Raw genomic sequence first — 15205 nt, forward strand, 5'->3', positions numbered from 1 at the left:
GCTCAGCAGCGGTCCCATTCAAGTTCGAGAGTGTCGAGCGCCAGGATAGGACCCAAACGGGAAAGCGATGGGCTGCCGGGTTTGCGCCGGAATGTTGGGATCGCTTTCACCCACTCTTCGGTCAGAATCCGCATTTCCGCGCGGGCAAGAAAGTTACCGAGGCAGACATGCGCTCCGGTGCCAAAGGCGAGTGTAGGCCGAGTCCGGTCGAGTTCAAACTTTTCGGGGGCGGCATAGATGGAGGGATCGAAGCCAGCACCCGGCAGCGAAGCGAGGATCATATCGCCGGCGCGCACGTCGGCCTCACCCAGCCGGCAATCCTGGGTCGCGACCCTGGGCGGTAGCACAACCGAATAGCGCCGCAACGACTCCTCGACAAAGGCGCCGATGCGCTCGGGATTTTCACGAAGTTGCTGCTGAATATCGGGTCGCTCGGCGAGATTACGATAGGTGAAACCCAAGGTTCCGGCGACGGTATCCAGACCTGCGACGAACATCATCAGTGTAATCGATTCAATTTCCTGATCGGTCAGGTCACGGCCGCGGATCGACATGGTGACGAGGTGCGAAAAAAAGTCATCTCGAGGTTCTACGCGCCGCTGCGCCGTAATCTCGCGCATCTGGCCGGTGACAAACTCGCGCATTGCGTCGCGCTTCACCGGATCGCTCCAATGTGCGAAATATTCTCCGACGATCTGGCGGAATTCGGGGAACCGCTCGAGCGGCATTCCCATGATTTCCATGAAGACCGATACCGGGAACCGCGCGCCGATCGCTTCGGTAAACTCGCAACCTCCCTTGTCCGCTACGTCTGCGATGAGGCGCCTCGCCCAGGTTCGAATCTGGTCATTGAGTTTGCGTACCACTGCGGGTGAGAAATACCGCATCAGCTCGCTGCGATAGGGACCGTGCTCAGGTGGATCGAGGTACAGAGGGATCATCGGGAACGCCGTCTGGGCCTTGGGAATGGAACGTTCGGCGGCCGAAAAACGGTTATGATCCTTGAGCAGCTCGGTCACCAGATCATAGCTCTGGACGACCCAATGGCCACCGTTTCGGGGTGTAAAGAACACCGGCGGGGCCTCAGCCAGCAGGTCGCGATAGCCTAGATGGATATCCTCTCGCTTGAGCCGGTCATCGTTGAAGAGGTCGAAATCGAATATGAGGTGCTGCGGAAGATTGCCATCCATCTTGATCACCATTTCCTCTCCTGCTGCTGGACCGACTCCAGTCAATGCCTGGGCTTCGCTCCTGAATGACGAACCCGCGTATTTTTTCTATGCCGTCGTTATGGCCGGGAAAACCAATTCCAAGTGGAATAGAAGGCTAACTTTCAACTCAACGGTTGGCAAGGGGGAGGATCTTCTCCTATCAACTGTCGGTCTCGCCGCCAATCGTCCCAGGATGTTCGGTTGTGGCAAGGCGCTGATCTTATGATCTGGAAGGGATGGCTGAATTGCGGGAAATGCTGGGGCTGCAGGGCAAGCGCGCCCTCGTTATCGGTGGCGGAGCGGGAATTGGAGCGTGCATTTCGCTTCGCCTGGCTGAGGCTGGCTGTGATGTAGCGGTGTGCGACTTCGTAGCCGATAATGCCGCAGCGGTGACCGAACAGGTCAGGGCGCTTGGCGTAGAGGGCGTCCCGGTCGTCGGGGATGTTCTGCGCCACGAAGACGTCCCCTCGTTGGTTGCGGCGGCTGAAGGCGAACTGGGCGGGATCGACGTCCTTGTGAACATCGTAGGTGTTTCACATTGGGCGTCGCTGATCGAGATGCCCCTCGAGACCTGGAATCTCGATCATGAACTCAACCTTCGGCAAGTGTTCCTGATTAGCCGCGAGGTCGCCAAGCTGATGGTTTCCCGACGTCGGCCCGGCGTGATGACCTGCGTCACTTCGGTCAGCGGAATACAGGCGGCGCCCAATCATGCCGCTTATGGCGCCGCCAAGGCAGGCCTTGTGCAACTTGTGCGCAGCATGGCGGTGGAATGGGCTGACCACGGCATTCGCGTGAACTCCGTTGGACCCGGTTCGATCGTGACACCGCGGTTGCCGCGGACCGAGGCGCGGGACAACTTCATGCGCAAGAATGGCGTGCCCCTTGCTCGCCGCGGGGAAGCGGATGAGGTTGCCAAAGCCATTTTATTCTTATCCTCGAATATGGCCAGCTATATCACGGGCCAGAATCTGATGGTCGATGGGGGGTGGTCGGCCGCAAATCTTTGTGTTCGCGCCGATATCGCGACACCATGAGCTTGGCCCGACGATATCTGCCCTGATCGTCGGCGTGGAACGCCCCTGCCGGTCATCGCAAGCGCGCGCCCGGATGCTGAGCTTGACTGCGAATGGCTGCGGGATTACCAACCATATGGTTGAAAAAATGCTCTCCTCGCGGCAGGTTTATCCGATGATGGAGGGGGCAGGGGCGTGATGATCGCGCGAATTGGAGGGGTATGCAATTGGAACCGTTGGGTGGTGATGGCCTTGCTCACAAGCACGAGCAATCACTTGAAGAGTTCGAAGCGCTCGCTTTATCTCGCTTTACCTGCCGGGCGTTCGACTCGGCTCAGGTTCCGCGTCCGCTCATTGAGCGCTTGCTGCAGGTAGCTCAGCGAACCGCCACCTGGTGTAACACTCAGCCGTGGCAGGTTGTTGTTACCGAGGGGGATGCCACGCGGCGATTCGCAGACGCACTTTATGCCCATGCTCTGAGTGGCGCCCCGCCGCATTCGGACGTGCCGTTTCCGGGCCCCTATGTTGGTCGGTTCGATGAGAGGCGCAAGCAGGTTGGCAAGCAACTCTATGGTGCCCTGGGGATAGAGAAGGGAGACCGCGAGGCTTCCCGTCGGCAGACCCTGGAGAATTTTCGCCTATTCGGGGCACCCCATGTGGCGCTTGTCACCAGCGAACAAGCGTTGGGGCCGTATGGCATCCTGGATTGCGGGTTTTACATGGGGCAGTTTCTCCTTGCGGCGCAAGCGGCCGGACTGGCGACGGCAGCTCAGGCGGCCATTGCAATGCATAGTGACTTCGTCCGCAGTTACTTCAATATTCCACCCGGGCGCCTGCTGCTGTGCGGCATTTCTTTCGGCTATGCCGACCAGTCTCAGCCCGTCAACAATTTCAGGACAGGCCGTGCCCCGCTAGAGCAAGTGGCGGAATTCATTTCGTAACAATTGGAATGTTGCGATCGGGAGGAGAGGCGGTGGATATCAGCGGTTTGTTCGATATTCGGGGTAAGGTCGCGCTCGTGACGGGCGGAACGGCTGGTATCGGGCGCATGATAGCCGAGGGGCTGGTCCGTGCGGGCGCGGATGTCTTCATTTGCGCGCGCAAGGTGGATCAGGTCGCCACGACGGAAGCTGAGCTTGCCGCTCTCGGTCGTTGCCGGGGTGTCGTGGCCGACATTCAGTCGGATGAGGGGCTCGCCGCCATTTTGGCCGCCATCACGCCGATGCAAAGACTGGATATTCTCGTCAATAATGCGGGGCGCACATGGGAAGCTCCCCTGGGCTCCGTCGAGAAATCGTCGATGATGAAGGTCTACGATCTGAATGTCGCATCGACATTGATGCTCGTGCAGGCATTGCTGCCCCTTTTGCGAAGAGTGGCTACCGTCGAAGATCCAGCGCGGATCATCAATATCGCTTCGCTAAATGGTATGCGGGCCGCGGACCGGTCGAATTTTCCCTATTCCACGAGCAAAGCCGCGATGTTGATGCTCAACGAGCATCTGGCGAGGGAACTGGCCGGAGAGAATATCACGGTCAATGCGATTTCTCCGGGCTTCTTTCCGTCAAGACTGACGGCTCATATGCTTGATGATCCCGAGTTCAGAGCAAGTGTCGCGTCGCCCCTTGGTGGCCGGATCGGCGCGAGCGAGGACATCGCCGGTACGGTCATCTACCTGGCATCGAAAGCGTCAAGTTGGCTGACCGGCTGGAATATTCCCCTCGGTGGCGGACGGAAGGTTATCGACAGCTGATGTTAAAAGAGCTCCAACCATTCGAAGTGGCGGTTTCCGATGCGGAACTCGCCGAACTGGAAGACAGGATCCACCGAACGCGATGGGGCGGAGATTTCGGAGGCGACGACTGGTCATTTGGAACCAATGGCGTCTATTTGCGCGAGTTGGCCGACTACTGGCTGTACGGCTATGACTGGCGCAAAACAGAAGCGGCCATCAACGCATATCCTAATTTTCGCATGGAAATACGGGATATCCCCATCCATTTTATGTGGATCAAAGGGAAGGGGCCTTCTCCAAAGCCGCTGATATTGACCCATGGTTGGCCCTGGACCTTTTGGGATTACAGGAAGCTGATTGGCCCACTCAGCGATCCCGCCGCGCATGGCGGTGATCCGAGGGACGCGTTCGATCTCGTTATTCCCTCGCTCCCCGGCTACGGATTCTCAGGTCCCGCCGCTAACGGGATCGCGTTCTGGGAAATCGCGGATCTCTGGGCGGAATTGATGACGGCGCTGGGCTATGCTTCGTTTGGCGCGGCCGGTTCTGACTGGGGCGCATTTGTCACGGCACAGCTCGGGCACAAATATGCCGATAGAGTCTTCGGCGTCCATTTTCCGTTGATGTTGCCGCTCGACGCGCTCAGCGGTGGTGGCGGGGTCGATCCCGCACTTTACAGCGATACCGAACAGGAGTGGTTGGCCGCGAACCTGAGGTTCAGGGCCGACGGTTACGGCTATGCCTTGCTGCAGAAGACCCGGCCGAGGACGCATTCCTTCTCAGCCAATGATTCACCTGTCGGACTCTTGGCCTGGATTGTCGAGAAACGCCGAAGCTGGAGTGACTGTTCGGGCGAGGTGGAGAGCCGTTTCAGCAAGGACGATCTTCTGGATACCGCCATGATCTATTGGGTAACCCAGAGCTTCGGTACCGCGGCAAGGCTATATTATGAGACAACCAACCGGCCGTGGATAGCTTCCCATGATCGCTCGCCGGTTGTCGAGGCTCCCGTCGCGGTGCCCGTGTTTCCGAAAGAGGTCATGCATATGCCCCGGAAATGGGCGCAGCAATATTATAATCTCAAACGCTGGACCTCAATGAGCAATGGCGGTCATTTTGCGCCGATGGAACAGCCGCAGGCAATGATAGCCGATTTGCGCGCCTTCTTCGCAGACTGCGCCCCGCCACAGACCCCATGATCAGAAATGGAAGCCCTGTTATGAAAACACTTGCTGCAGTTGTGCGTTCACCGGGTGGGCCTTTCCTGTTCGAAGAACATGAGCTCGAGGATCCGCGCGCGGACGAGGTTCTGGTACGCATCCATGCGACCGGTATATGCCACACAGACATCGCAGTGCGCGATCAGCACCTTCCGCTGCCGTTGCCCGTCATCCTCGGGCACGAAGGCGCCGGCGTGGTTGTGAAGGTTGGATCCGAGGTTCAGCAGATCGCTCCGGGCGATCATGTCGTGCTGACCGCGGATTCCTGTGGCCATTGTCCGATGTGCCATTCGGGCCATGAGCCCTATTGCGATCAGTTGCGCCCACTTAATATCACGGGGCTTCGAGGGGATGGCACCAGCAGGATCATCGATGAGGCGGGTTTGCGCGGATCCTTCTTTGGCCAGTCCTCCTTCGCCACTTATGCGTTGGCGACCGTCCGGAACACGGTGAAGGTTCCCGCAGATATCGACATGTCCATCTTGGGCCAGTTGGGGTGCGGGATTCAGACGGGGGCCGGCGCGGTTCTCAAGCGGCTGATGCCCGATCCGGGATCGAGCATCCTCATCTGCGGAGCTGGCCCGGTCGGGATCGCGGCGGCCATGGCGGCGCGCATCGCGGGCTGCGGCACCATTGCGGTCATGGAGAAGCACCCGGCGCGTCTGCTCGCTGCCGGCAAATTCGGAGCCACGCATGTTGTCGATGCGCAGCAAGGCGAGGCGGCGTTTGACGAACTTTCGGCGCTTGCCCCGAACGGTTTCGATGCCGTTATCGATACGACCGGGGTCCAGGCGTTGATTACCCGTCTGGTCCCTTTGGTAGCGCCTCTCAAGACATTGTTGCTTCTGGCGCCTGGCGCAACTGTAACTCTCCCTCTTTCGCCGATGATGGCTGGCGGCCGCACGGTTAGCTCGCATTCCTGCGGTCATATCTCTTCGTCGGTCTTCATCCCTGAACTGATCGAACTCTATCGCCAGGGCACGTTTCCAATAGATCAGTTGGTCACGACATTTCCATTTTCGGCGATAGAGGAGGCATGCCGCGCTGCGGAGTTGGGCGAAGTGATCAAACCGGTCTTGGTTATGGACTGCTGAAGCTTGTCCTTGGGCAAGACAGCAAACAGTGTGGGCAGCGGCCGGGATCTCGGGATGTCCAAGTCAACCGTTTGGATGACGCAATATTGACTGGCTGGTTGAGTGGGCTAAGAAGGTCCTGCAGCTTGCTGCCAATTTAGACACTCAAGGAGGGGAACATGAAAAACATCGTCCAACGGACACTGTTTTGCGGGGCGTCGGCGCTTGGCCTTATCGCATTTTCACAGCCTGCGATGGCTCAGTCGGCAGATCAAGGTGGCTCAGCAACGGATGCTTCGGCCGGGGACATTATCGTCACCGCCCGTCGAGCGTCTGAATCATACATCAACGTTCCGGTGCAGGTCGCCGTCCAGTCCGGTGAAGCGCTGGCACGTACCAACGCGAACGACTTGTCCAAGATCGCTGAGAACATCCCCTTCGTCCAGATCACAAAAACGAGCAGCGGAAGCGGCGGCGGCTTCGTCATTCGCGGCGTGGGCTCGTTCGCGATTGACGTCGGGGTTTCCCAGGCTGTTCTCGTGAACATGGACAACGTTTTTATCGGCCGGCCGCGCATCATTTCCGCAGCGCAATATGATATCGCGCAGGTCGAAGTATTGAAGGGGCCCCAAGCCTTATTCTATGGCAAGAACACTCCAGGCGGCGTGATTTCGATCACTACCAAGGATCCGGAGGACCACCTGGAAGGCTATGTACGCGCCTCTTACGAATTTAATGCGCGGGAGCGCATCCTGGAAGGCGGGATTTCCGTGCCCCTATCCGACACTGTGGGGGTGCGCTTCGCGGGCCGGATCGGAGCTGCTGACGGCTGGCTGAAGAACGATGCCACGGGCTACGCGGTCAATCCGCTCACGCCTGTTGCTCCGTTTCTTGCTGCTTTTCCGGTGCCGGCGGGCGTTTCCCGCCGCGCGCCGCGGACAGATGATACGAGCGGGCGGATCACTGTGAAGTGGCAGCCTAACAGTGATTTCACTGCAAAACTGAAGTATACTTACGGTCTAAGTCATTCAGATGGCGATAACGCAACCAATGAAGCGTTTTGCGACCCCAGCCGCACCACCCATGCTACCGCGTTCGGCATTCCCGACGTGCAGAATGACTGTCGTGCGAATGGACGGGTCAATCACAGTGGCTTCCCGGTCGGTCTTACGGTCAATTACCCGCTTGCCAATGGGGGTGTGCCTTATGGGACAACCAAGTCACACCTTGCAGGGCTTGAGCTGGATTATAATTTCGGTGGCCTGTCGCTTTCGTCCATTACGGGATATTATAATCTGAAGTACCGTGGCGCACAGAACTCATATCATGACGGCCTAGGCAATAATTTGGCTGCCCAGTCCGAAAATGCGACCGGGTTTTCTCAAGAGCTGCGGCTTTCTTCGCAATTTGAATTTCCAGTCAATTTCGTGATAGGCGGTTACTACGGCGACCAGAAGCAACTTAACCATTCCTATTCATACATTCTTAACTTGGGATTGGACCCCGTACGCGGTAGCTATTTCACATATGATCGCTTGACGGACCAGAAGACAACAACATGGTCCGCTTTCGGACAGCTGCGCTATGATGTGACCGATCAGCTTGAGCTGAGCGCTGGCGTGCGCTACACTTCAGAGAAGAAGTCGGATTATAATGGCAATGCCTATATACATCCTTTGGCGGCCTCTTTTCTAGAACCTGCCTTCTTCGATCGGTCGACCACCTTCACAGATTGGTCGCCGGAGGCGACCCTGCGATGGAAGCCCGCTGATGGGCAAATGATCTATCTGTCTTACAAGCAGGGATATAAATCAGGTGGGTTTTCGGCGCCGCCTGTTTTCTCGAGAGGTTACACCGACGCTTCCACGCGGTTCGATCCTGAAAAGGCGCGGGGGTTTGAAGTCGGCTATAAGGGAGAATTGTTCGATCGACGCTTGCGCGTGGAATTGGTCGGCTATCGTTATAATTATTCGAGCCAGCAGGTTTCGATCTTCGTACCGGATTCGCTGGGTTTCCTGATCAGGAACGCGGGTGAAACGCGGGTGCAAGGTATAGAAGGCTTACTCAATTGGAGGGTATCGAACGGACTCAGCCTGAATGCTTCGCTGGGTTACAATGATGCGCACTACATAAAGTATGAAGGCGCAGGATGCTGGGCCGGCCAGACTGTGGCGCAGGGGTGTGTCCCGACTGGCGTCGGGACAGCTACTGCTCAGGATTTGAGCGGTCATCAGGCTCCGAGAGCGCCCAAATGGGCGGGAACTATCGGCATCAATTATGAGGGTGCCGTCGGTGACGGCTTGAAGGTGAAGCTATATGGTGGCGGGATTTACTCCAGCAGTTACAATGCCTCGGACAATCTTGATCCCTTCGAAACCCAGAATCAGTGGTTTAAGGTAAACGCATCGATCGGCATTGCGTCCGAGGATGACAAATATGAGTTGAGCCTTATTGGCCGCAATCTCACAAATCAATATACGCTCACTTTCTCGCAGGATAAGGCGCGCGGTCTACCCGGGGAGTATATTGGATATTTCGGCAGAACCCGTGAAATCGCGCTTCAGGGTACCGTCCGGTTTTGAGCGCAGCTTGTTTCTCCCAACTGAATGGCGCGCTCCGGCGCGCCATCTCTTTTGATGGTTGATATTACCTAAAGATTGATTGGATATCGCAGGAGAGACCCAATGCGAGCTGCCATTGCCGTTCGACCGAACGAACGGATCGTTATCGAAGATGTGAATTTCGGCGGTCTGGGCGACCGGGAAGTTCGCATCCGCACCCGCGCTTGCGGCGTGTGCCATTCCGACCTTTCCTACCATGAGGGTAAGAACGGACCCGCCGAAATGTTTCCCATGGTCTATGGCCATGAGGCGGTCGGCGAGGTCGTCGAAACCGGTTCTGCGGTAAGTCGATGCAAGGTTGGCGACATCGTGGTCGTCAGCCTCTTTCCCGTGTGCGGGGAATGTTGGCACTGCCAACGTGGGGAAAGCCAGCATTGCGAAACATTTGGGCTGGTGGCGACGAGCCAGGGTTTTTTGCGCGAAGACGGGTCCCGAGCTTTGGCTCTGGCGGGAATCGGTGCTTTTGCCGAAGAGTTCCAGATCAGTGAAACACTTGCAGTGCCGATCCGGACTGACGTTCCCCTGGAACAAGTCGCATTAGTGGGATGCGGCGTCACGACCGGCGTGGGTGCGGCCCTTTGGACGGCGCAAGTGACGCCCGGATCGACGGTCGCTATATTTGGCTGTGGGGGCGTCGGACAGTCAGTCGTGCAGGGAGCAAGGCTGGCTGGAGCCGGGCGAATTTTCGCGGTGGATCCTGCGCCACTCAAACGACAGGTGGCGCAGCAATTCGGCGCTACCGATTTGATAGATCCCATCGCGCAGGATCCGGTGGAGGCGTTGCGGGAGGCTACGGACGCCCGCGGCGTCGATTTCGCCTTCGAAGTGACAGGGATACCCGCGGTTGCGCAACAGGTTTTTGCTTCGCTGCGTAGGCGTGGAATCATGGTGGCGGTAGGTATGCCGCCAGCAGGTTCCGATTATATATTATCCGGTCGTGGCTTCTTCGCGGAGGAAAAGCAGGTCCGCGGCTCGCTCTATGGCTCGGCGCAGTCGCGCTATCACTTGCCTATGTTGATTGGGCTGGCTGAGAGCGGCAAACTCGATCTAGCGAGCATGGTGAGCCGTAAGATCGGGCTGGAGGACATAAATGAGGCCTTCGATGCAATGCGCAACGGTGAGGTGATCCGTAGCGTCATTACCTTTGATTGACATGCAGAGCGGGCGGGAAGGTCGGTGCCCATCAGCCGTCCAGGGAATTAAACCTTGAGCAATATACACTGGGAGCAGCCATGAATAACGAACTGTGCAATAGGCTGGACCTTGAGTTTCCCTTGTTTGCATTTAGCCATTGCCGGGACGTTGTGGCAGCTGTCAGCCGGGCAGGCGGGTTTGGTGTGCTCGGGATCGTCAATCGGACGCCTGAAGAGGTCGAAATTGAATTGGACTGGATCGATGCGCACGTCCAGGGCCGGCCCTATGGCGTTGACCTCGTTTTCCCGCAAAAGCTCGCAACGAAAGGTGAGCCCGAGCTGACGTATAGCGATTTGCTCCAACGCGTACCCCAGGCACACAAGGAGTTCGCTGCCCATATTCTCGAGGCTGCGGATGTTCCCCCTGTTTCTCGGGCGGAAACCGACGAACGCCGTCCTCCATTCGATCCGGCATCCGGTCGCGCCACGTTGGAAGTCGCGTTGCGCCATCCCGTGAAGCTCGTGGTCAATGCACTTGGCATGGCGCCTCAGGATATGATCGATGCCGCGCACGCAAGAGGGGTTCTGGTCGGCGCGTTAATTGGCTCGAAAGAGCATGCCGTCAATCAGGTCGCTGCAGGAGTCGACATCCTTATCGCACAGGGAACCGAGGCAGCGGGCCATTGTGGGGAGGTATCGACGATGGTGCTGGTGCCGGAAGTTATTGAGGCGGTTCGTTCCTTGGGGAATGTTCCCGTCTTGGCTGCGGGAGGCATTGCGACGGGGAGGCAGATGGCCGCGGCGATGGCCATGGGGGCTGCGGGAGCGTGGACGGGTTCGATCTGGCTCGCGACGAGCGAAGGTGAATCATCTCCGGTTCTCAAGGATAAAATGCTTGCTGCTTCCAGCCGCGATACCGTTCGGACACGTACACGCACCGGTAAACCGTGCCGCAATCTGCGGTCAGCGTGGACTGATGCTTGGGAAAACGATCCCGCAAGCCCTGGACCCCTGCCGATGCCACTGATGTCGCTGCTAAGCGAGGCTGCTCTTAAAGCTGCCGATCAGGCGGCGCAGGCAGGTAATGAAAAGGCTCGAGCGATTGTTACTCATGCCGTTGGACAGGGGGTCGGACTGATCGAGCGCATCTCATCGGCGGGCAGCGTGGTGCAGGACTTCAAAAGAGATTTTCTTGAATCGGTTGAGAAGTTGAATTCTCTCGTATCATCATGATGTGTGCGATTAACTCATTGCGGATGGAACGGCAATGTTCTGAACCGAAGTGCGTAAAGGCAAGTCGGTCAAATCTATTAACCCTTGCGTACAATATTATCTTAGGATCGGATCGATTTTGAACGCTCTTCATCAGAGATATAAGGGCACACTTCGCGTTGCTTTTCAAGGCAGCTTCTTCAAAATACGATAGATGAGACGGCGCGTTGCGTCACTACCTCATCATTCAGACGTGGGCGACCGGCATTCATGATAAGGATTTGCTTGACTGGAATACGCTGGTGTCACGGGGCGCACTTGAAGCTATCGGCAGTATTGGGGTTCCCGGCGACGTATTTCGCCCAAAGGGGATAAGGACAGAGGGGCCTCGTGCGCCTTTGTGCTCCTGGATTGGCATCCGCCACGGTTCCTCGTTCCGGCTGGATTTCCTTGCTCTCTCCAGGCCTCAAGCCAATCCTCGATGGGTGCATTTGCCGCATCGAACGAGTCGCAAAGTTGCGCGACGGCCTGTCACGGCATGATGCGCCATCGTTGGCGTGCTCACGCTGGAAGCCACCATCGTCGCGCCATGCGGCTAAACTCTTCACTGCACCCGGCGGGATACTCCGCGAAGACGACGTCCGGTTCGTCGAGGCGGTGCGCGCCGCCTCGCCAGTGATCGCGCAAGCGGCGGATCTCGCCCGGCAGTTCCACGACATCCTGGTCGGACGGAATGCCGCAGGCCTTGATCCGTGGCTCACGCAGGCGCTGGGGAGCGCGATCGGCTCATTCGCGCGTGGCATCCGGCGCGATATCGACGCCTTTCGTGCCGCGTTGACGTTGCCCTGGAGCACCGGTCCGGTCGAAGGCAAGATCAACAAGCTCAAGCTTATCAAGCGATCCATGTATGGTCGCGCCGGGATCGATCTACTCCGGGCGCGGATCATGGCATGACCTGCACCGAAAGTTCGGGAGAACCCACATCTGGGGAAAGTTCGGGACCCGTTGACACGAAGCAAGGGCAGAGCGGCCGGTTGGGTTCCAGACCGCTCAACGCCCAGACTTCCGTCTCTGCCCGCCGCGCTGTCAGAAGCGATATGTTCCTTCGATCACGAATTCGCGCGGTCGAGCGGGAACGCCGATATAGTCGCCCGGCGAGCCCCGTGAAGAATCGTTTCCAAACAGATTGATGAACTCATTGGTGAGATTGCGACCGATGAACGACAGTTTCCACGTATCGTCCTCAGCGCCAATGGAAATGCCCGCGTTCAACTTCCAGAAAGAAGCCTGGACTGTCTCGGGATCCAAGGAATCCAGCGTATTGTATGACGAGGAATAAAACGCATCGCCGTTGAAGCCAAGCTTGAGATCATTGCCAAGCGACATGTCATAGGTGGCGCCGAAGTTCCCCGACCATTTAGGTGCACGTGGCAGCCTCCTGCCGCTCAGATCTGCCAGGCAACCCGCTGGCGATCCGGCGATGCAAGCTGCACCCACGTAGGACTGATACTTCGCATCATTGTAGCCCAAAGCGCCACGCAGGTTGAGACCTTCTATCGGAACATAGGCAACCTGCATTTCGATGCCCTGTACGCGGGTTCTCCCAGCGTTGCTCACGATGAAGCTGTTGAGTGTGGCGTCGAACGAACTGAGTTGCTGGTTCTTATAATTCGTCCGGTATGCCGCGATCTCCAAGCGTAGTCGATTGTCTAGCAACTGGGCCTTATAACCCAGTTCAAATCCCTTCGCGGTTTCCGGCTTGAACGTCGTGTTCTCGTCCGTAAACGAAGGGATCAAGATTGCGGGATAGGAAAAACCGCCGGATTTGTAGCCAGTTTTATAAGCGATGTAGAGCGTCTGACGCGCATCGGGTCTCCAACTTAGCGTAGCTTCCGGCGAATAGTTGCTGCCCCTGTAAATGCGATCAAGATAATTACCCTGCGCACGCAGATTCGCCGCGAATGCGGGATTTACATAGGTGAGCCCGTCCAGCGAATCACGTTTGTCGCGAGTATACCGCGCGCCGGCGGTTAGTTCGAGTGAGGGAGTGATGTCCCAAATGATTTGGCCGAACACGGACTGAGACGTCGATACGAAGTCGATCAACCGATCGTAAGTGTAATATTTGCCCGTAGCAGGGTCGACCGGCAGCGGTGCAATCGCCGAGTGATTATTGTTCCACTGATGAATTCGATCGATATAACCACCGATCACAAAGTTCACCGGAGCATCGAAATCGCTCGACAGCCTAAGCTCCTGTGCAATCGACCAAGTGTGCTCTTCGGCGACGTTGTAGATACCGGCAAAGGACGTCTGGTTAGCAACGAATGAAGATGTGTTTCGCAGATCATAGAACCCTGTGATTGCAGCTAACTTGAGCTGATCGTTAATCTCCCAGTTCGCATTTAGCGAAGCGATGTGCGTGGTTAGCCGCCCATAGGGCACGCCTCCGTTTGCCTCAGGCATGTTGGCGGTCAGCACTGCGGGGAAGTCGCTGACGGAAGTATGGCGGTCGAACGCACAATCTCCGTTCAGGTCCAGCGAGCCATATGCGGACGGATGCGTTATGCCACGCCCGCAATAAAGGATGTACAATTCATCGTCGCCAGCATTCCTGGCCCGGCCATAGCTATATTTTAGCTTGATGTTCAGCGAAGGCGTTGCATCCCAGACAACCGTCAAACGCGCGCCAATATCTTCAGTGTTCGGTCCAAGACGCGCCGAGGCGCCTGGCAGTGTGGCGCCGGCCGCAATCCAGGGAGCAAAGGCGGGCGTATTGGGGAAAGGCTGGGCGGGAGCCGAATTGTGGATGTATCCATCCATCGCTGCATAGCGACCGGCCAAGCGAACTTTTAGAGTGTCGGTTACCGGGCCGCCGATTGCGCCTTCGAAGTAGCGTTCATCAGCTACGAACTCGTAGCCGGCACGCGCATACCCTTCAAGCTTATTGCCCGGATCAGCTGTCGTAATCGATATGACCCCAGCAGGTGAATTTTTTCCATAGAAGAGTGCTTGCGGACCCTTTAGTACTTCCATCTGCGCAAGGTCATAAAGGCCTTGTTGTATCAGGCGGCCTCGCCCGACGAGCACATTGTCAAAGTTTACAAGTACGCTCTGCTGAACCCCCGCATCGGTTGGGGTCGACCCAATGCCACGGATAGAGAGAAGAGCTCCGTTCCCCGCAGCGAAGCGGGCAAGTGTCACGAACGGAACCAATTGGGCAGCCGATTCTAGCGTGGTAACATTATTACGGACAAGCGCGTCCGATGACAGCGCTGTCACCGCGACTGGCACTTTGAGCAAGGATTCTGAACTGCGACGCGCGGTTACGATGATATCTTCCAGACCGCCCGTCGATCCGGTGACTGGGGATCCTCGGTCTTGCCCGCCCTGATATTGCTCTGTAGTTGGTGCCGCAGTAACGGAGGCGCCTGAAATCGGTTGCTGCGTGTCTTGCGGAACGGTCTGGCTCTGCGCCCACGCGGAACCATTCACTGCCAGGGCGGCAATGCTCGCGCCGATCGCCAATGCGCGGCGAACTGATCGAAATTTCATTATTTCCTCCCCTTACATGCTACGGTTCATTAGCCGCTGCGTCGGTCAACTAGTCAGTCGGTAGCTTTTATGCGGAGGAATGGCAAGAGGGCAAGCGCCGACATCCGATTCCGAGCGGACGTTGCGGGAAAGACGCAGGCCGACCTTGAGCGCGATCGATCGATGCCAACCTGAGTCAAAGCGAGGTTTTAACGGCTCGCTCGGATATCGTAGCCGCGGAAGACAAAGCAATATTCGATATGGAATGGATGGATGGAAATGGTTCGACGCTGCGATTTTTATGTCATCACCGATTAACGTGAGACTATCAACTGTCTATATGGTAGATCGCCGTTTGCTAGGGATGATCGGCGGTAGTGGCGAGGGCGAAGCGGGTGATCGCCCCCCGTGCGCAAAAGCAGGATTTTTCCATACCTAAATGGTGTATGC

Annotated in this window: 11 protein-coding genes; 9 read left to right on the top strand and 2 right to left on the bottom strand. The window is 57.3% G+C overall.

Features of this window, described 5'->3' with window-relative positions; genetic code table 11:
• Nucleotides 1–2: 2 nt before the first annotated feature.
• Nucleotides 3–1202, bottom strand: coding sequence for a cytochrome P450 (locus tag K3M67_RS05705; protein WP_285832548.1), 1200 nt, complete (start codon nucleotides 1200–1202; stop codon nucleotides 3–5).
• 245 nt (nucleotides 1203–1447) lie between these two features.
• Here K3M67_RS05705 and K3M67_RS05710 point away from each other — a divergent pair, with 245 nt between their 5' ends.
• From K3M67_RS05710 to K3M67_RS05750, 9 genes are all read left to right on the top strand, one after another.
• On the top strand, nucleotides 1448–2248 hold the full coding sequence (locus tag K3M67_RS05710; RefSeq protein ID WP_285832549.1) for an SDR family NAD(P)-dependent oxidoreductase: 801 nt from the start codon (nucleotides 1448–1450) through the stop codon (nucleotides 2246–2248).
• 200 nt (nucleotides 2249–2448) lie between these two features.
• Nucleotides 2449–3168: a nitroreductase family protein gene (locus K3M67_RS05715; RefSeq protein WP_285832550.1), complete on the top strand. Its 720-nt coding sequence runs from the start codon at nucleotides 2449–2451 to the stop codon at nucleotides 3166–3168.
• A gap of 32 nt (nucleotides 3169–3200) precedes the next feature.
• Entirely contained in the window at nucleotides 3201–3980 is a 780-nt protein-coding gene (locus K3M67_RS05720) for an SDR family NAD(P)-dependent oxidoreductase (RefSeq protein ID WP_285832551.1), read from the top strand.
• The gene (locus K3M67_RS05725; protein WP_285832552.1) at nucleotides 3923–5161 is read left to right on the top strand and encodes an epoxide hydrolase family protein; all 1239 of its coding nucleotides are present in this window, start codon (nucleotides 3923–3925) and stop codon (nucleotides 5159–5161) included. Before K3M67_RS05720 ends, K3M67_RS05725 begins: the two co-directional genes overlap by 58 nt.
• A 20-nt stretch (nucleotides 5162–5181) precedes the next feature.
• Entirely contained in the window at nucleotides 5182–6276 is a 1095-nt protein-coding gene (locus K3M67_RS05730) for an NAD(P)-dependent alcohol dehydrogenase (protein WP_285832553.1), read from the top strand.
• 158 nt (nucleotides 6277–6434) lie between these two features.
• Complete coding sequence (locus K3M67_RS05735; protein WP_285832554.1) at nucleotides 6435–8837, top strand: TonB-dependent receptor; 2403 nt, start codon at nucleotides 6435–6437, stop codon at nucleotides 8835–8837.
• Nucleotides 8838–8939: 102 nt separating this feature from the next.
• Nucleotides 8940–10028: a Zn-dependent alcohol dehydrogenase gene (locus K3M67_RS05740; protein WP_285832555.1), complete on the top strand. Its 1089-nt coding sequence runs from the start codon at nucleotides 8940–8942 to the stop codon at nucleotides 10026–10028.
• Between the two features lie 80 nt (nucleotides 10029–10108).
• Nucleotides 10109–11242 (top strand): nitronate monooxygenase, encoded by a 1134-nt coding sequence (locus K3M67_RS05745; RefSeq protein WP_285832556.1) that lies wholly within the window; start codon nucleotides 10109–10111, stop codon nucleotides 11240–11242.
• 495 nt (nucleotides 11243–11737) lie between these two features.
• Nucleotides 11738–12175, top strand: coding sequence for a transposase (locus K3M67_RS05750; RefSeq protein ID WP_502958893.1), 438 nt, complete (start codon nucleotides 11738–11740; stop codon nucleotides 12173–12175).
• A gap of 132 nt (nucleotides 12176–12307) precedes the next feature.
• Here K3M67_RS05750 and K3M67_RS05755 read toward each other — a convergent pair whose 3' ends face one another.
• Complete coding sequence (locus K3M67_RS05755; protein WP_285832557.1) at nucleotides 12308–14776, bottom strand: TonB-dependent receptor; 2469 nt, start codon at nucleotides 14774–14776, stop codon at nucleotides 12308–12310.
• Nucleotides 14777–15205: the final 429 nt, after the last annotated feature.

The sequence above is a fragment of the Sphingobium sp. V4 genome (assembly GCF_029590555.1).
Taxonomy (GTDB): Bacteria; Pseudomonadota; Alphaproteobacteria; order Sphingomonadales; family Sphingomonadaceae; genus Sphingobium.

Excerpts from the sequence above, each read along its gene's own strand:
- K3M67_RS05705 (WP_285832548.1), bottom strand. The coding sequence starts at position 1,202 with ATGGTGATCAAGATGGATGGCAATCTTCCGCAGCACCTCATATTCGAT.
- K3M67_RS05710 (WP_285832549.1), top strand. The coding sequence starts at position 1,448 with ATGGCTGAATTGCGGGAAATGCTGGGGCTGCAGGGCAAGCGCGCCCTC.
- K3M67_RS05715 (WP_285832550.1), top strand. The coding sequence starts at position 2,449 with ATGCAATTGGAACCGTTGGGTGGTGATGGCCTTGCTCACAAGCACGAG.
- K3M67_RS05730 (WP_285832553.1), top strand. The coding sequence starts at position 5,182 with ATGAAAACACTTGCTGCAGTTGTGCGTTCACCGGGTGGGCCTTTCCTG.
- K3M67_RS05735 (WP_285832554.1), top strand. The coding sequence starts at position 6,435 with ATGAAAAACATCGTCCAACGGACACTGTTTTGCGGGGCGTCGGCGCTT.
- K3M67_RS05740 (WP_285832555.1), top strand. The coding sequence starts at position 8,940 with ATGCGAGCTGCCATTGCCGTTCGACCGAACGAACGGATCGTTATCGAA.
- K3M67_RS05745 (WP_285832556.1), top strand. The coding sequence starts at position 10,109 with ATGAATAACGAACTGTGCAATAGGCTGGACCTTGAGTTTCCCTTGTTT.
- K3M67_RS05755 (WP_285832557.1), bottom strand. The coding sequence starts at position 14,776 with ATGAAATTTCGATCAGTTCGCCGCGCATTGGCGATCGGCGCGAGCATT.